A 17,036-nucleotide genomic window follows, 5' to 3' on the forward strand; every position below is an offset into this window, starting at 1 on the left:
GCTCCCGGCCCCGGCGGCGTTCCCTTGGCGCGGTTTCCGGCGGCTTCCCGGCTTCCGGGGGCCGTACGGCGGCGGCTCCCCGGCGGCGTTCCCTCGGCGACCGGGGCGTGCGGCGACCAGGTGACCGGTTCCTCCGGCGGCCGGGGGCCGGTCGCCGCAGGCCCGAAACAAATGATTGAACCTGAAACATAACTCCATGAGCTTCGGAAACAAGCGGTCACCCCTGTTCCCTGAAAACGGGGATCGTGGAGGTCGCGGCTGTTCGCTATTGTCTGGATCGTTCTACTTGGTGTGACCCCCGCCATGCCGGTCCACGGCGTCGGCCGACAGCGACCGTGACGAGGTTCACGTGGAAGAGACCATGGCTCCTCCCGCGTCCAGGGAAAAAGCCCCCCGCCTCCCCTCTCTGACGGGATTGAGGTGGTTCGCAGCATTTGCTGTTTTCGGTTTTCATCTGTTCACCGGCGGCATAACGGACGACCCCGGAACGCAGCGTTTTCTCGGGGCGGTCTTCTCCGCGGGTTCCTCCGGGGTGCCGTTCTTCTTCGTGCTGTCCGGCATGGTGCTGACCTGGTCGTCCAGGCCCGGAGACAGGGCGTGGGCGTTCTGGCGGCGGCGTGCCGCCAGGATCGTCCCGAGCCACATGGTCACCTGGATCGCCGTCCTGGCCCTGTTGACCGTGGCGGGACGCGCCGTGGCGCCCGGACCGGCCGCGAGCGGCTTTTTCCTCCTTCAGGCCTGGGTACCGGACGAAACCTATTACTTTGGCGGCAACACCCCTTCCTGGTCACTCTCCTGTGAAATGGCGTTTTATGCGGCTTTTCCGCTTCTACTGCCGCTTCTCCGGCGCATTCCAGGAAACCGGCTCCTGCTGACCTCGGCGGGTTTGTGGGCCGGGACATGGGTGGTCCCGTTTGTCAGCTTCTCGATGTCGGAAAGCATCGGTTACTGGTTCGTCTGGATCTTCCCGGTGACCAGGGCGCTGGAGTTCGCACTCGGCATGACCGTGGCGCTGATGGTCAAGGAAGGCCGCTGGCGGGGACCCGGCCTGCCCACGGCCGTGATCCTGGTCCTGGCCGCCTACGCGACCGTCCCGCTGGTCTGGCAGCGCGCGGGCTGGGTGGCGTGGATGGCGGGCCCGTTCGCCGTGCTGATCGCCGCCGCCGCGACGGCCGACGTGCGCGAAACGCGTTCGCCGCTGCGCCTGCCCGTCCTGGTCTGGCTCGGGGAGATCTCCTTTGCCTTCTACCTGGTGCACCAGCCGACGATCAGCCTGGTCAACCGGGTGCTCGGGCGTGTCCCGGCGCACGCGCTCCTGGTGACGTTGACGGCACTGCCGCTGGCCGTACTGCTGGCCTGGGCGCTGCACCGCCTCGTCGAGCGGCCCGCCGAGCGCCTGCTGTCAGGCGGGCGCCCAGGGGCCGCGTGAGACCTCAGACCCGCGCCTCCAGAGCCGTCAGGCCCCGGATGACGTAGCCGGGGTTCCAGGTGGGCTCGGCGGCGAGTTCCATCCGGGGAGCCAGGCGCAGCAGGGCGCCGAACGACTCGGCCAGCTCGATCCTGGCCAGCGGGGCGCCCAGGCAGAAGTGGATGCCCGCGCCGAAGGAGATGTGCGGGTTCTCCGTACGGCCGAGGTCGAGGAGGTCGGGGTCGGCGAACACCTCGGGGTCCCGGTTGGCCGAACCGAACAGCAGCGCCACCTCCGCGCCACGCGGGATGTCCACCCCGCCGACCGAGATGTCCTCAAGGACCCAGCGCTCGAACATCTGCAGCGGGGTGTCCCAGCGCATCAGCTCCTCGATCGCCGTGGGCAGCAGGCCGTGGTCCGCGCGCAGCCGGTCCAGCTCGGCCGGGTTGCGGAACAGCGACCACCAGCCGATTCCGGTGACGTTGACGGTCGCCTCGTGACCCGCGTTGAGCAGCAGCACACAGGTGCCGACCAGCTCCTCCTCGGTCAGGGTGTCACCGCCGTCGGCGACCAGGGCCAGGGCGCTGATCAGGTCGTCGCCGGGGTTCGCCCGGCGGGCGCGGGCCAGCTCCGACAGGTAGCCGGAGAACTCCTCCGCCGCCCGTACGGCGGTGCGCTGCGTCTCGGGCGACGGGTTGAGCTCGTACATCCCGCAGATGTCGGCCGACCAGGGCCGCAGCAGGTGCCGGTCCGCCTCGGGGACGCCGAGCATCTCGGCGATCACGGTCACCGGGAGCGGTTCGGCGACCTCCGCGATGAGGTCGCCGCCGCCGCGTGCCACGAAGTCCTCGACCAGCCCGGTGGCGATCGAGGCGACCTTGGGCCGCAACGCCTCGACCATCCGCGGCGTGAACGCCCGGGAGACCAGGCGGCGCAGGCGGGTGTGGACGGGCGGCTCGACGTCGAGCATCCCGGCCCTGACCACCCGCCAGAACGGGTCGAGGAAGGGCGGCTCCTCCGGTCTGCCGAACTCGGCGTGCGTGGCCACGTGCAGGTAGGACCGGCCGAGCCTTCGGTCGCGCAGCAACGCGTTGACGTCGGCGTGCCGGGCGACCAGCCACTGGCCCGTCGGCTCGAAGAAGGTGACCGGCCGCTGTCTCAGCTCGGCGTAGGCGTCATAGGGATAGGCGACGAATTCCGGACTCCATGGATCAAAACGCACAAACCCATGCTAGGGCTCCGGGGTCTTCTCGACGGCCCGCGAACGGCGGCGGGCCCGGATGTTGAGCAGCTCGACCACCAGCGAGAACGCCATCGCGAAGTAGATGTAGCCCTTGGAGATGTGCTGTCCGAAGCCCTCCGCGAGCAGCACGACGCCGATCAGCACCAGGAACGACAGCGCCAGCATCTTGATCGTCGGATGCTTGTCCACGAAACGGCTGATCGGCCCCGAGGCGAAGAGCATCACCACGACCGCGACGATGACCGCGATGACCATGATGGCCAGCTCGTCGACCATGCCGACCGCGGTGATCACCGAGTCGAGGGAGAAGACGATGTCCAGCACCATGATCTGCAGGATCACCATGCCGAAGGAGGCCGCCGCCTTCCGGCCGCCGGAGTGGTCCTCACCGTTCTCGGTGTGGCCGTGGATCTCGTGAACGCTCTTGACCAGCAGGAACAGCCCGCCGAGGATCAGGATCAGGTCGCGTCCCGATATCTCGTGCCCGAAGATCTCAAAGAGCGGGGCGGTGAGCCGTACCACCCAGGACAGGGCGAGCAGCAGCGCCAGGCGGCTGACCAGGGCGGCGAGCAGACCCAGCCTGCGGGCGTTGTCACGCTGTTCCGGCGGGAGTTTCCCCGCCAGGATCGAGATGAAGATGATGTTGTCGATGCCCAGCACGATCTCCAGAGCGATCAGCGTGAGCAGACCTATCCAGCTCGCCGGGTCGGCCACCCAGTCCATCGGGTCCTCCAGTTTCAGTGGGGGGGGGCGCCGCCCGCGCGCGGCGCGTGACCTGACGGGCGTTCACGGTCACAGCTCCAGACGATCGGGCAGAACCGGAAGTTCCTCAGGATCACCGCCGAAACTCCAGCCCTCCGGACCCCTTCCCGCAGACTTGCCAAGCACCGCCTCTGTGTGGGTATAGTCCGGTTCGTAGGTCATGAGTGCCAGCGACAAGCCCCGGCTAGCTGGCCGGCAACCCTCGCGTCCGCGGCGGGGTGCCCCGGGTGAGGACCTGGTCCGGCACGAGGTGTGCCGGGCAAGCGCGGGCTCCAGCACCAAGGCCATGGCTTGGGGTCCGATGACCTCCAAGGAGCTTTGGCGTGTCCACACTGACGATCTTCACCGCCGCCGCCGCCGAGACCGTGACCGTCCCGGCGACCCGCGTCCACGACGACCGGCCGATCCCCGCGGTCCTCGGCGCCGACCTTGAGGTGCCCGTCAAGGGCGGCAGGCTGGTGCCGTACGCCAACCTCGACTACGCCGCCAGCGCCCCCTGTCTTGAGCCGGTGAGCGCCGCCGTCGCCGCCGCGCTCCCGGCCTACTCCAGCGTCCACCGCGGCGCCGGATACGCCTCCCAGCTGACCACCGCCCGCTACGAGCAGGCCAGGCACACCGTGCGGGCCTTCGTCGGGGCCCGTCCCGACGACGCGGTGATCTTCACGAGGAACACCACCGACGCCACCAACCTGCTGGCCCGCAGCCTGCCCACCGGGACCACCGTGGTGGTCTTCGAGACCGAGCACCACGCCTCGCTCCTGCCCTGGGCCGACGTCGTACGGCTGCCCGCCCCGGCCTTCCCCGGTGAGGCCGTCCGCGCCGCCGACGACGCGCTGGCCGCGATCGACGGCCCCAAGCTGCTGGTCGTCACCGCCGCCTCCAACGTGACCGGCGAGCTGTGGCCGATCGCCGCCCTGGCCCACATCGCCCACCGCCACGGCGCCCGCGTCCTGGTCGACGCCGCCCAGCTCGTCCCGCACCGCCGCCTCAACCTGACCGCGCTCGACCTGGACTACGTGGTCTTCTCCGGTCACAAGCTCTACGCCCCGTTCGGCACCGGCGCGCTGATCGGCCGCTCCGACTGGCTCTCCGTCGCCGAGCCGTACCTCCGGGGTGGCGGGGCCGTCAAGGCCGTCGAGGACGAGGCGACCGACTGGCACGACGACCCCGAGGCGCGCCACGAGGCGGGCACACCGAACGTGCTGGGCGCCATCGCGCTGGCCGCCGCCTGCGACGCGCTGAGCGCGACCGGCTGGGACGTGCTGGTGCGCGAGGAGGAGCGTCTGCTGGCCCGCCTGCGGGCCGGCCTGGCCGGCGTCGAGGGTGTGCACGAGCTGTCCCTGTGGGGCCCCGACCACGCCCGCGTCGGCATCGTCTCCTTCGTCGTGGACGGCTTCACCGCCCGTGAGGTGGCCGAGACGCTGTCCGGCGAGTACGGCATCGGCGTGCGGGACGGCAAGTTCTGCGCCCACCCCTTCGTCAGGCACCTGCTCGGCGCCAAGGACGGCGGCTGCGACGACGTCACCGCCTCCGCGGTGCGCGCCTCCATCGGCGTCGGCAGCACCACCGAGCACGTCGACCGTCTCGTCGAGGCCCTGCGGGATCTCGTCACGCGCCGCTGACGTGACAGCATGGGGCCTATGACTGAGCCCCGGGAAGTGAACGTGGGGATCGGGGCCGGAGCCGACGCCGTCGCGGGAGCGGCGGCGGCCGGCAAGGAGCTGGCCACCGAGGACATGGTCCTGAACATCGGCCCGCAGCACCCCTCGACCCACGGCGTGCTACGGCTGCGCCTGACACTGGACGGCGAACGGATCAGCGCCGCCGAGCCCATCGTCGGCTACATGCACCGGGGCGCGGAGAAACTGTTCGAGGTCAGGGACTACCGGCAGATCATCGTGCTGGCCAACCGGCACGACTGGCTGTCGGCGTTCGCCAACGAGCTGGGCGTCGTGCTCGCGGTCGAGCGGATGCTCGGCATGGAGGTGCCCGTCAGGGCCGTGTGGGCGCGCACCCTGATGGCCGAGCTGAACCGGGTGCTCAGCCACCTGATGTTCCTCGGCTCCTACCCCCTCGAACTGGGTGCGATCACCCCCGTCTTCTACGCCTTCCGCGAGCGCGAGACCCTCCAGGCCGTGATGGAGGAGATCTCCGGCGGCCGGATGCACTACATGTTCAACCGGGTCGGCGGCCTCAAGGAGGACCTGCCGTACGGCTGGCTCGACCGGGTGGCCCTGGCCGTCGCCGACGTACGGCGCCGCCTGCCCGACATCGAGGCCCTGATCAGCGGAAATGAGATCTTCCTGGCCCGCACGGTCGGCGTCGGGGTGCTCGACCGCGAGACGATCATGCAGTACGGCGTGAGCGGCCCCATCGCCCGTGCCTCCGGCGTCGGCCTCGACCTGCGCAGGGACGACCCCTACCTCGCCTACGGCGAACTGCCGGTCAAGGTGGTGACCCGTTCCTCGGGAGACTGCAACGCCCGCTTCGAGGTGCTGCTCGAACAGGTCCGCGTCTCCCTCGACCTGGCCGACGCCTGTGTGGAGCGGCTGCGGTCCCTGCCGAGGGGGCCGATCAACCAGCGTCTGCCCAAGGTGCTGAAGGTCCCCGAGGGTCATGTCTACGCCTGGACGGAGAATCCACTCGGCATCAACGGCTACTATCTGGTCTCTCGTGGCGAGAAGACCCCCTGGCGGCTGAAGCTCCGGTCCGCCTCGTACAACAACGTGCAGGTGTTGAGAGAGATGTTGCCTGGACATCTGGTTTCCGACATGGTGGCCATCCTGGGGTCGATGTTCTTCGTGGTCGGTGACATCGACAAGTGACCCGGAGCGCGTAAGGGGGGACATGAGCGAGCGCGTGGACGCCGCTTCCCGCACCGAAGGCCCGAAGCGGGACAAGTACATCGACTGGCTCCGCGCGGTCAGCCTGATCGTCGTCGTGGTCTGGCACTGGGCGTTCACGATCCTGCAGTGGGGGCCGGACGGCCCCTCCCCGACCAGCCCACTCGGCTTCAGCTCGGGGTTGTGGATCCTCACCTGGCTCTTCCAGGTGCTGCCGCTCTTCTTCTACGTGGGCGGATACGTCCACCTGATGTCGTGGAACCGCGCGTGTGAACGCGGGGTCGGCATCGGCGCCTTCGTGTGGCGGCGCATCCGGGCTCTGGCGATCCCGGCGCTGGCGCTGTCCTTCGCGTGGCTCGCCTTCGGCGGGGTCATCTGGTTGATCTTCGATGTGCAGTGGATCGGCCGGGCCGTGCTCCTGGTGCTGAGCCCGCTGTGGTTCATCGGCGTCTACCTGATGCTGGTCGCCCTGCTGCCCGTGATGCTGTGGCTGCACCGGCGCTTCGACGTGCTGGTGCTCATCTGGCTCGGTGGCGCGGCGCTGGTGGTCGACGTGCTGCGGCTGCGGTACGGCCTTGAGGCCATCGGCTGGCTCAACATGGTGATCGTGTGGGGGCTGGCCCACCAGGCGGGCTTCTTCTACGACCGGATGGTCGCGATGCCCCGCAGACTGGACGTCGCGACCCTGTGGACCGGCCTGTTCGCCCTGGTCGGCCTGGTCTACTCGGGCATCTACCCGGGGTCGATGGTCGGGGTGCCCGGCGACAAGCTGTCGAACATGGCGCCGCCGACCTTCGTCATCGTGGCCCTGCTGATCTTCCAGATCGGCCTGGTCGAGGTGCTGCGGCCCGCGATGGAACGGCTGCTCGAACGGCCCCGCTGGGGGTGGGTCAACACCACGATCAACCGGTTCGCGCTGCAGCTGTTCCTGTTCCACACCACCGGTATGGCGATCCTGAACGGGGTGTTCTGGGGACTGACCGGCTCACCGCCCGGCAGTCAGGTGCCGCCGACGCTGATCTGGTGGCTGGAACGTCCCCTGGCGATCGCCGGGCCGCTGCTGTGCACGATCCCGTTCCTGTTGATCTTCGGCCGCAGGAACTCGGCGACCGCCTCCCGGTGACGGGAACGCCTTTCCCGGAACCCGGAGGGAGGAAGGGGTCACCCGAACCGCTTCTTCCACAGTGAGCGAAGACCTGCGACGGCCCCGGTGAGGGTCAGGACCAGGAATACGCCGATCAGCAGGAGGGTGAAGACGACCCGGTACGCCCTGTCGGCCACACTCGGATCGTCGGCGTCATAGATGATCGAGATCTTCTCGCCCTCGGCGTACTCCCCCCGGATCTCCGCGAAACGCCGGACGTCCTTCACGAAGAAACCAACCTTGGTGGCCTGATGGCTGTCCGCTCCCGTCACGGTTCTGGTGGACATCGCCGTCGCGGTGGCCCGGCCGCCGTAAAGGTACATGTCGAGGTTCGACGCGGCCACCTTCACCCCCAGGACGGTCGTGAAGGTCCATCCGACGCCCAGCAGAACGCAGGCGATCACGTACACCCCGTTGACGGACCCGTCGTCCGGCTCCTGGTCCTCCTCGGCACCGGACAGCCTGAAGTGCCAGCGCGATCGTCCGGCCATCGGCCCAGACCTCCCTCATCGGACGGCGGCGGGATCATCGACCGTAGAGGGCGCGTCCGGCGCCCCCGCCCTTCGTGGGCGGCGGCCGATCGGTACGTCCAACAGTCTGCATCAAAAACAAATCAATGCGCCGTTTTCCAGGCGCGGGAAGATTTTCGAGCACTGCGTGTAACGTTTCATCAGCCGCGGACGACGCGAGGCCGGAGTGTTTTGTTCAGAGCCGGTCGGTCACCGTCGACGGTCGTGTCCGGAATCAGCGGGGCGGCCCGCCGACGTACCGGACGTCAGGAATTTTCCGACCCTCCCGTATCCGGGACCGACGTTTTCCGGAATCGGGACCGGCCGAGCGACGGAAAAGGTCACCTGAATCTTTCATCCCATAAGACGTAAAGGCCTGCGACGGCCCAGAGGAGGATCACGGCCAAAAATATGGCGAAAAGCAGCGCGAAGATGCCGACCTGCGACTCCTTGCCGACCGTCATCGGATCGTCGGTGTCATAGATGATCGAGACCTTCTCGCCCTCGGCGTACTCCCCCGGGATCTCGACGACGTGCCGGTCGTCCTTCACGACGAAACCGATCCTGGTGAAGTGAAGGGTGCCGCTTCCCTCACCGGTCCGCTGCTCCACGGCTCTGGTGGACATCGCCGTCGCGGTGGTCCGGCCGCCGTGCAGGTACATGTCGACGTTCCAAAAGCCCATCACCACCATCGCGCCCATCATGAAGAGCATTCCGGCGACCAGTGCGAGGCAGCAGAGCACCATGACCACGTCCAGGAGGACCTCGCCCACCTTCCGGTCACCGAACGGCCTGAAGCGCCGGCGTGATCGCCTGACCATCGACCCTGACCTCCCACACCGAACGACGACGGGATCGCCGGTCGCGGAAAACGCGCCCGACGGGCGAGGACGGTTCACATCCGTCGCGTATGACGCCGTGACCGTCGCCCGCACCGGACCACGGGTGTCGGACGCCACGGGGAACCGCTCAGTGAATCTCCGGAACCTTGCTGACGCTCTCGCGGCGCTCACCGGGGAATGAGCCGAATCCCGGCGGGCGAGCGGTATCCACTCGCCCCCTCGGAGGCGGTGATCGATCGGAACGTGCATCATTATGCGGCCGGAACAAAACGACACGCAATGGCGCCGAGCGCCGGGAAAAAGCGTAATCTGCCGTTTACTGAGTGGATTCCATGCGTTCATTCGGACTGGATAAGCCCATTGGGACCGCGTCCGGAACCATATTCACGCCTCACGGCCGTACGGCGCCGCCATGCATCCCGACGCGCGGCCCGGAAACTCTCGCACCCGGCCCGGGAAAACCCTCGGCACCCGGCCGGGAAGGCCCTTGACGCCGGCCCGGGAAAAGAGCCCGGACCGTGAGCCCTCGCGGTGCCGGACGCCCGAAGCGGAACCGCCCCGGCCGCGTGTCCACGGCCGGGGCGGTTCCGCGCGTTCCGCGCTGCGGTCAGCCGGCCGTGGCGACCCGCTCGCCCACCTCCGCGTCCGCGGGCAGGTCCACGCTGTCCCGCAGCCTGATGGGCTTGAGGAACAGCGCGGCGACCACGCCGACCATGGCCACGGCGGCCGAGACGAGGAAGATGTGCCCGGTGGCGTCGCCGTACGCGGCCCGCACGATCTCCCTGATCGGCTCGGGCAGGGCCTGGATGTTGAGGGTGCCGCCTCCGCCCCCGGAGCCCGGGGTTCTGATCCCGGCCTTGGCCAGGCCCTCGGCGATGCCGGTGGCGACCTGGTTGGCCAGGACGGCGCCGAGGACCGAGACACCGATGGTGCCGCCGAGGGAGCGGAAGAAGGTGATCGCCCCGCTGGCCGCGCCGAGTTCGCTCAGCGGGACGGTGTTCTGGATGGCCAGCACGAGGTTCTGCATCGACATGCCGACCCCGGCGCCGACCAGCACCATGGCCCCGGCGATGAGCAGCAGCGAGGTCTGGTGGTCCATCGTGGACAGCACGAGGAACCCGGCCGTGAGCACGATCGCGCCGATCACGATGTACGGCTTCACCCGGCCGCTCCTGGAGATCATGCGCCCGGAGACGGTCGAGGAGACCAGCACTCCGAGCATCATGGGGATCGTGAGCAGCCCCGCCTCTGTGGGGCTGTAGCCACGGCCGATCTGGAAGTACTGGCCGAGGAAGACCGAGCCGCCGAACATGGCCATACCGACCGCGAGGCTGGCCAGGATGGCCAGGGCCGGGGTGCGACGGCGGATGATCCGCAGCGGGACGACCGGCTCGGCGACCCGCGACTCGACCCAGGTGGCCAGCACCAGGAGCAGCACACCGCCCCCGGCCATGGCCGCGGTCTGCCAGGACAGCCACTCGAAGGAGTTGCCGACGAAGGTGACCCAGATGAGCAGGACGCTGACCCCGGCGGCGATCAGGGTGGCGCCCACATAGTCGATCTTGACGTCCGTACGACGCACGGTGACCACCCTCAGCGTCTTGTGCAGCAGCGCGAAGGCGACCACGGTGAACGGCACCGCCACGAAGAAGCACCAGCGCCAGCCGAGCCAGGAGGTGTCGGCGATGAGGCCGCCGAGCAGCGGTCCGGCGACGGTCGCGACGGCCATGACACCGCCGAGGTAGCCGTTGTAGCGTCCACGTTCCTTGGGGCTGATCATCGCCGCGATGATGACCTGCACCAGGACCTGCAGGGCACCCATGCCCAGGCCCTGGATGGCGCGGAAGGCGATGAGCTGGGCGGTGTTCTGCGCGAAACCGCAGGCCAGCGAGCTGACCATGAAGATGACGATGGAGACCTGCAACAGCAGCTTCTTGCTGAACAGGTCGGCGAGTTTGCCCCAGATCGGCGTCGAGGCCGTCGAGGCGAGCAGCGAGGCGGTGACCACCCACGTGTACTGCGACTGGGTGCCGTTGAGCGCGCCGATGATCTGCGGAAGCGCCACGGACACGATCGTGCTGCTGATCATCGCCACGAACAGGACGAGCAGCAGACCGCTCAACGCCTCCAGGATCTGACGATGGCTCATGCGAGCGGTCTCTGTGTGGGCGCCCACGCACACACCTCCAAAGCGGTGGAAACAGGATGACCGTGACACCTTACATGCCCACTGGGAAAGTTTGCGCACTGGGCATCTTTTCCCAGAGGGTGAGATACTGGCGCCATGGAGAGCACAGCGGGACTGCGCGAACGCAAGAAGGCCGAGACCAGACAGGCCGTCCACGAGGCCGCGCTACGGCTGTGCGCCGAACACGGCCTGGACAACGTCACCGTCGAGGCCATCGCCGACGCCGCCAACATCTCCCGGCGGACCTTCTCCAACTACTTCGCCGGCAAGGAGGACGCCCTCCTGTACGGCGACGAGCAGCGCATCAGGCTGCTCGTCGAACGGATCCGCTCCCGGCCCTCCGAGGAGCCCGCCTGGGAGGCGCTGCGCGGAGCCGTACGAGACCTCTACGGCGAGCTCGGCGACCCCGACGTCGCCTGGGCGGTACGCGCCCGGCTCGCCAAACAGCACCCGTCCCTGCTGGCCAGGCAACTGGCCAACCACGCCGCCCTGGAACGCGACCTGGTCCAGGCCATCACCGACCGCGACGGCCCAACCGACACCGTGCGGCCCCGCGTCCTGGCGGCCGGGTTCCTCGTCGCCCTGCGGATCGCCACCCACCTGTGGACCGACGAACAGGAACCCCGCCCCCTCCAGGAGGTCATGGAACAGGTTTTGGACCAGATGTCGGCGCCTTTCTAAGGCGCCGCCTTCGGCGGCGCGGGTTGTGTTCCTTTGCGCCGCCTGGCGGCGTCGCGGGCTGTGTCTCCTTGCGCCGCCTTCGGCGGCGCGGGCTTGGGCGCTCCGAGTCGGTGCTTTCCCTCGTCACTCCGTCGCTTTGCTCCTGCGTTCCTCAGTCCAAGCACCGACGCGCCCAAGCCGGACACTCCTCACACACGGCACCGGTAACCCCAACCCCCTCACCGACGATGAGGTCGGGCCGACTTCCTCGGATGACGCGGTCTTCGGTCCTCAGGCGCCCAAGCCGACGCTCCTCACGCCTGGGGCCGATAACCTCAACCCCCCCACCGACGATGAGGTCGGACCGACTTTCCTCGGATGGCGCGGTCTCCGGTGCTGATCGCCCTTGGTTGATCAACTCGGCTGCCAGAGACCTCGCCCACTCAGCGACCACGACACCGGACGTCGAAACAGGCCGCTCCTGGGACCGTCACCCCGTCCCGAGACCGTGATCCAGCTTCGAACCGCCCCGTTTCCGGGTCTGCCCCTGCTGCTCCAGGACCGAAAGGCTGTCTCCTTCCCGTTGACGGCCTTCCGGCGAACGCACGGCGCCTCGCCCGATACGTAGGATCGAAGATCCATATGAAACGGGAGGGCCTTTGCCGGCGCCGTACCGTTCGATCCTGGCCCTGCCCGGAGCGCTCGCCTTCTGCGGGGCGGGGCTGCTGGCCAGGATGCCGGCCTCGATGATGGGGCTGAGCCTGCTCCTGCTGCTGTCCGCCGAGCGGGGGTCGTACACACTGGCCGGGCAGGTCACCGCCGCCTACGTCTTCCTCGCCGCCGTCGTCAGCCCCTTCCAGGCACGGCTGGTCGACCGGCTCGGGCAGCGGGCCGTACTGCTGCCGCTCGCCCTGGTCAACCTGGTCGCCAAGGGCGCGATGGTGCTCTCGGTCACCTCGGATCTGTCCTCGCCGTTCCCGCAACTGTGCGCGGCGGCGGGCGGTGCCACCTCTCCGCTGGTCGGCGCCTACGCGCGGGCCAGGTGGAGCGCGCTGCTCGGGGACCGGCCCGAGCTTCGTGCCGCCTACGCCCTGGAGTCGCTGGTCGAGGATCTCTGCGCGGTCGTCGGCCCGCCGCTGGCCGCCCTCCTGGCCGACGCCTTCTCCCCGCTGGCCGGGCTCGTCGTGGCCATCGGCTGCGGCTTCGCCGGGACGACGTTGTTCGCGGCGCAACGCCGTACGGAACCACCGCGCAGACCTCCAGGACAGCGGGTGCGCGAACCGCTGGGCGTGGCGCGGCTCGGCTCGGTCTGCCTCACCGCGGCCGGGCTCGGCCTCCTGTCCGGGAGCGTCAACTTCACGGTCGTCGCGTTCTGCTCGGAACAGGGCGTGCGCGGGCTGAGCGGCCCGGTGCTCGGGGCCGTCGCGGGCGCCTCGGTCCTGGCCGCGCTGCTCGTCGGCGCCGTAGGTCTCCCGCCCCACCGCCTCGTACGGCTCGCCTCCCTGGCGACGGCCGTCCTCAGCGCCGCCCTGCCCTTCGCGGCGGCCGTCCCCTCAGGAGCGGTCGTCCTGGTCGGCGTGGCCGTGACGCTGCTGGCGTTCGCCGCCGCGCCCGCCACGATCGCGAGCTTCACCCTGGTCGAACGGCTCGTGCCCGCCTCACGGCTCTCCGAGGGGATCGCCTGGACCACCTCGTTCCTCCTGGGCGGCTACGCCCTCGGCGGCGCGCTCGCGGCCATGGTGATCGACCATTTCCACGCCGGTTTCCTCATCCCGCCCGCGGCGGCCCTGGCGACGGCCTGTTGTGCCTTCCTGATCCCGCGAACCCCTTCGGTCTCGCTTCAGCCGACTCGCTGAAGCCCGGCCACCCACTGACCTGGCGTATGCCGCATGGGCACCTCGCCGCCGGAATTTAGTCAATGATTTTGACTATCAATAATCCTTACTATAGCGTGATCGTCATCACCGAACGTGCTTCACCAGGGGAGAAGACGACAATGACGATCACCGTGGAACTCACCCGCTTCCGCGTCGCGGCCGACCGCGCCCAGGCGCTGCTCGACGCACGGCCCGCGATGCTGACCGACTTCGCCGCCGACCGCGCCGGATTCCTCGGCGCCAGGCTGATCCGCCTGTCCGACGACGAGTGGCTGGACATCGTGGACTGGCGCTCCCCCGAGGACTTCGCGGCCTCACGCGCCAAGGGCGCGAACCTGCCGGGAATCGCCGCCTTCTTCGCAGCGATCGACGAACTGGTCAGCATGGAGGAGGGCCGCCAGGAGGCATGACTCCTCGGCGCCGGTGACCGTACAGGATGGCAGGCGCACCATGCCGGGCCGACGAGAACGGGTCACTCATGGTCTTCGGGAAAACCCGAGATATCCGGACCAACGCGATGCCAGGCATTCGGGAGGTGGATGATCGTGACCGCATAGGGTCCGGGGCGTGGCTGAAAACTGGCAGATGGACAGGATTGGAAGTGCGCTGCGGGATGAGAACCCCACCGTGCTGCGGCGGCTGGACGCCGGATTCGCAGTGATCGGGGATGTTCAATTCCTGCCGGGATACTCGGTGCTTCTGGCGGACGACCCGGCCGTGGAGAGGCTGTCGGACCTGCCGAAAGGCAGGCGGAAGGCTTTCCTGTCCGACATGGATCATCTGGGGGAGGCCGTCGAGCGGGCCTGCCGACGTCTCGACCCGGCCTTTCGCCGGGTCAACCTGGAGATCCTTGGCAATACCGACGCCTTCCTACACGCGCATGTATGGCCAAGGTTCGAATGGGAGCCGGCCGACCTCGTAGGCAAACCCGTCTGGCTCTACCCCCGCGACAACTGGCACGACAACCGCTTCGCCCTCGGCCCACAACACGATGCCCTGCGAGAAACGATCAGCGAAGAACTCGACCGACTACGCCTCTAGTCAGTCGAAGAGCGCCCCGATCAGGGCGCCCTGGCCGGACTGGAGGACATGGGCGTCTTCCAGTGGAGTCCAGAAGCATTCGAAATCGGTGGGCTCCCGCTCGCCGTCGTGAAGCTCCTGGCTGGCCCACCGCTCCGGAGTGGGCTCGGTGAGCTCCAGTTGGAAGACGTGGCGGTGCTGGATCTCGAACCGGTGGGGACTGATGTCGTAGACGACCTCACCCAGCTTCCTGACGATCCCGAACCCGGTGAGGCCCGTCTCCTCCCGTGCCTCGCGGAGCGCGGCCTCCTCCGGAGCCTCCCCCGGCCTGACGCTTCCTGCGGGAACCTGAATTCCGACCTCCTCACAGCTGCGGCCGATGTGCCGGAAGACCAGCAACCGCCCGTCGCGAACGACGTAGCACACGACCTTGTCCTTCACGACCTTGTCCGTCACCGGTTCCCCTCCATTGATGACGACCATTGGGGACGTCCAGATTAAGGACACCGGCAAAAAGAACTTGAACGCCCCGACGCCGAACATGAAGAGTTCCAACCGAACGCCCCGGCCCCATGTGTGAGGAGTGTCCGGCTTGGGCGCGTCGGTGTCTGGACTGAGGAGTGAGGGAGCGCAGCGGACGAACGACGAGGGAAGACACCGACCCGAAGCGCCCAAGCCCGCGACGCCGCCAGGCGGAGCAAAGAAACACAGCTTGGGCGCGTCGGTGCTTGGACTGAGGAACGCAGGAGCGAAGCGACGCAGTGACGAGGGAAAGCGCCGACTCAGGGCGCCCAAGCCCGCGACGCCGAAGGCGGCGCAAAGAAACACAGCTTGGAGAGAGGCGACGGAATGACGAAGGAAAGCTCCGACCCGGAGCACCAAAGACGTCTGCCCAAGGTGCTCAAACCCATCGACGCCACCGGGCATTACGGCTACGTAGAGGCACACCCCGAACCCCGGCCTGGGCTCGCGCCCAAGCCCGCGAGGCCTCCTGCCGCCGCCAAAAGTCAGGACGAGCCTTTCACCCTCGGTGAGCTGACCCTGTGCACCGACGTACGGCCCGCCGACTGGGCCGTTTCCGCCACGCTCCCCTTCGACTGGAACATCGTGGCGTGCATGCTGCCGCCGGTCTTCGGGGCCTATGCCCGGCTGTTCCACCCGCCGCGCATAACCGTGGGCGACGTCGAGCAGGAGACCTCCTGGAGGGAGGTGGCCCTCGCCAACGGGCGTGTCCCTCATCCCGGGATGCAGTGGCCGTACATCACCGGTGCATGGAGCTTCTTCAACGACGAGCAGCCGGGCATCTGGGACCATCCGCCTGACGAGGGGACGCTGCCGCTGCGACAGCTCACCCGGCTGCTCCAACTGCTCACCCCGCGCACCACCACTCCCGAGCAATGCTGGTTCGCTGTCTGGGAGGGCTTCGGCCACCTCTGTCTCCCCACAGAGGATGAGGAGATTCCCAGGGTCGACATGCCCGCGCGGCCGATGCTCCTCTTCGAGGGTCCGTTACGGGCCGCGACCACCTCGTTCTCCGACATTCCATGGTGGGCCCAGTACGCCAGCCTGTGGTGGCCGCAGGACCGGGCCTGGTGCGTCGCCACCGACGTGGACCTGATGACCACCTACATCGGCGGCAGCGTGGAGTGTGTCACGGCCCTACTGGCCGACGAGGAACTGGAGATCATGGAAATCCCCGTCGACCAACGCCTGTCCTGGGGCAGCGACACCGTCAACCCGCCTCCCACCGGCAAGAACCCCTGGTGAGACAACACACGGCCGCCGCATGGTGAGACGCCCAGCCGAACGTCCGGATTGGGGCGTCAAGCCTGGTCATCGACCTTGGACAACGGCTATGGGCGCTGCCCGTCCGGCGTTTCGGGAAGCCGGCCGACCACCTTGCCCTCGGGGTCCAGCACCTTGATCATCGGTTTGTCGTCGCCGTCGATCTCCAGCACGATCCTCGGGCGGCCCTGCGAGTCGCTGAGCACCAGGAAGGCTCCTTCCGGGGTGCTGTAGCCGAGTTGGACGCGAGGCGGCATGGCGGGCACCTGGTCGATCGGGAGCGCCGGATCAGGCATGTGCTTCATCTCCAGCATCGCCGCGCCGTGAACGCCCTCCCAGCGGGTGGCCAACGTGATCGCCTGCGCGTTGGTGTAGTCGAGCGAGATGCTGGCCCCGACGGAGGAGGAGACGATTCCTCCTTTCTCGTTGCCGTCGCCGTCATTGAAGATCAGATAGGTGCCTTCGGGTCCCTGACGTTGGTCGGCGGGATACGTCTTACCTCCGCTGATGACCGGGGGTTTGCTTGAGCTCGCCAGGAAGCGCTGTCGGCCCCGGCGGTCCACCACCCGGAACGACTTCCGGGCCTGCTCCCCGGAGGACTCCGCCTGCGCGGTTCCGCTGCCCGCCATCACGGTCGCGCCACCCACCAACAGCGCGGCCGCCGCTCCCATCGCAGCCCGCCGATCACACTGCTCCATCTGCCGTTCCCCTTCTCACCGGAGGGCAACCAGTGGATCATCTGGGCGCTGCCATGT

Annotated in this window: 16 protein-coding genes and 1 riboswitch; of the genes, 9 read left to right on the plus strand and 7 right to left on the minus strand. The window is 68.4% G+C overall.

The annotated features are described in order from the left end of the window. Positions 1-361: 361 nt before the first annotated feature. Positions 362-1,429: an acyltransferase family protein gene (locus tag ACFYY8_RS28665; RefSeq protein WP_390046154.1), complete on the plus strand. Its 1,068-nt coding sequence runs from the start codon at positions 362-364 to the stop codon at positions 1,427-1,429. Between the two features lie 4 nt (positions 1,430-1,433). Here ACFYY8_RS28665 and ACFYY8_RS28670 read toward each other — a convergent pair whose 3' ends face one another. Together ACFYY8_RS28670 and ACFYY8_RS28675 are read right to left on the minus strand one after the other, a co-directional pair. Further along, on the minus strand, positions 1,434-2,630 hold the full coding sequence (locus ACFYY8_RS28670; protein WP_390046156.1) for a cytochrome P450: 1,197 nt from the start codon (positions 2,628-2,630) through the stop codon (positions 1,434-1,436). A gap of 9 nt (positions 2,631-2,639) precedes the next feature. Then, the gene (locus ACFYY8_RS28675) at positions 2,640-3,374 is read right to left on the minus strand and encodes a TerC family protein (protein ID WP_352014155.1); all 735 of its coding nucleotides are present in this window, start codon (positions 3,372-3,374) and stop codon (positions 2,640-2,642) included. Positions 3,375-3,569: 195 nt separating this feature from the next. Beyond that, positions 3,570-3,685, plus strand: a riboswitch (SAM riboswitch). Positions 3,686-3,736: 51 nt separating this feature from the next. Here ACFYY8_RS28675 and ACFYY8_RS28680 point away from each other — a divergent pair. The 3 genes from ACFYY8_RS28680 to ACFYY8_RS28690 are packed head-to-tail and all read left to right on the plus strand — an operon-like array spanning position 3,737 to position 7,379. Next, a complete protein-coding gene (locus ACFYY8_RS28680; protein WP_390046158.1) occupies positions 3,737-5,035 on the plus strand; it encodes an aminotransferase class V-fold PLP-dependent enzyme in 1,299 nt (432 codons plus the stop codon). Between the two features lie 18 nt (positions 5,036-5,053). Then, on the plus strand, positions 5,054-6,238 hold the full coding sequence (locus ACFYY8_RS28685; protein ID WP_390046161.1) for an NADH-quinone oxidoreductase subunit D: 1,185 nt from the start codon (positions 5,054-5,056) through the stop codon (positions 6,236-6,238). Between the two features lie 22 nt (positions 6,239-6,260). After that, positions 6,261-7,379: an acyltransferase gene (locus tag ACFYY8_RS28690; RefSeq protein WP_390046164.1), complete on the plus strand. Its 1,119-nt coding sequence runs from the start codon at positions 6,261-6,263 to the stop codon at positions 7,377-7,379. 38 nt (positions 7,380-7,417) lie between these two features. Here the strand turns inward: ACFYY8_RS28690 and ACFYY8_RS28695 are convergent, their stop codons facing one another. The 3 genes from ACFYY8_RS28695 to ACFYY8_RS28705 all read right to left on the minus strand — a co-directional run bounded on the left by ACFYY8_RS28695 (position 7,418) and on the right by ACFYY8_RS28705 (position 10,900). Further along, a complete protein-coding gene (locus ACFYY8_RS28695; protein WP_390046166.1) occupies positions 7,418-7,891 on the minus strand; it encodes a hypothetical protein in 474 nt (157 codons plus the stop codon). A 359-nt stretch (positions 7,892-8,250) separates the two neighbouring features. Continuing rightward, positions 8,251-8,922: a hypothetical protein gene (locus tag ACFYY8_RS28700; protein WP_390046168.1), complete on the minus strand. Its 672-nt coding sequence runs from the start codon at positions 8,920-8,922 to the stop codon at positions 8,251-8,253. A 436-nt stretch (positions 8,923-9,358) separates the two neighbouring features. Then, positions 9,359-10,900 (minus strand): MDR family MFS transporter, encoded by a 1,542-nt coding sequence (locus ACFYY8_RS28705; protein ID WP_390046170.1) that lies wholly within the window; start codon positions 10,898-10,900, stop codon positions 9,359-9,361. A 135-nt stretch (positions 10,901-11,035) separates the two neighbouring features. Here ACFYY8_RS28705 and ACFYY8_RS28710 point away from each other — a divergent pair, with 135 nt between their 5' ends. From ACFYY8_RS28710 to ACFYY8_RS28725, 4 genes are all read left to right on the plus strand, one after another. Further along, entirely contained in the window at positions 11,036-11,620 is a 585-nt protein-coding gene (locus tag ACFYY8_RS28710) for a TetR/AcrR family transcriptional regulator (protein WP_390046171.1), read from the plus strand. Positions 11,621-12,258: 638 nt separating this feature from the next. After that, a complete protein-coding gene (locus ACFYY8_RS28715) occupies positions 12,259-13,455 on the plus strand; it encodes an MFS transporter (RefSeq protein ID WP_390046173.1) in 1,197 nt (398 codons plus the stop codon). A gap of 140 nt (positions 13,456-13,595) precedes the next feature. Then, entirely contained in the window at positions 13,596-13,886 is a 291-nt protein-coding gene (locus ACFYY8_RS28720) for an antibiotic biosynthesis monooxygenase (RefSeq protein ID WP_390046175.1), read from the plus strand. Between the two features lie 157 nt (positions 13,887-14,043). Next, entirely contained in the window at positions 14,044-14,517 is a 474-nt protein-coding gene (locus ACFYY8_RS28725; RefSeq protein WP_390046177.1) for a diadenosine tetraphosphate hydrolase, read from the plus strand. Here ACFYY8_RS28725 and ACFYY8_RS28730 read toward each other — a convergent pair whose 3' ends face one another. Then, positions 14,518-14,952: an NUDIX domain-containing protein gene (locus ACFYY8_RS28730; RefSeq protein WP_390046179.1), complete on the minus strand. Its 435-nt coding sequence runs from the start codon at positions 14,950-14,952 to the stop codon at positions 14,518-14,520. A gap of 393 nt (positions 14,953-15,345) precedes the next feature. Between ACFYY8_RS28730 and ACFYY8_RS28735 the strand changes: the two genes are divergently transcribed. Then, positions 15,346-16,263, plus strand: coding sequence for a hypothetical protein (locus ACFYY8_RS28735; RefSeq protein ID WP_390046181.1), 918 nt, complete (start codon positions 15,346-15,348; stop codon positions 16,261-16,263). A gap of 86 nt (positions 16,264-16,349) precedes the next feature. Here the strand turns inward: ACFYY8_RS28735 and ACFYY8_RS28740 are convergent, their stop codons facing one another. Continuing rightward, on the minus strand, positions 16,350-16,979 hold the full coding sequence (locus tag ACFYY8_RS28740; RefSeq protein WP_390046183.1) for a hypothetical protein: 630 nt from the start codon (positions 16,977-16,979) through the stop codon (positions 16,350-16,352). Positions 16,980-17,036: the final 57 nt, after the last annotated feature.

This window comes from Streptosporangium sp. NPDC001559, assembly GCF_042893955.1.
GTDB lineage: Bacteria > Actinomycetota > Actinomycetes > Streptosporangiales > Streptosporangiaceae > Streptosporangium.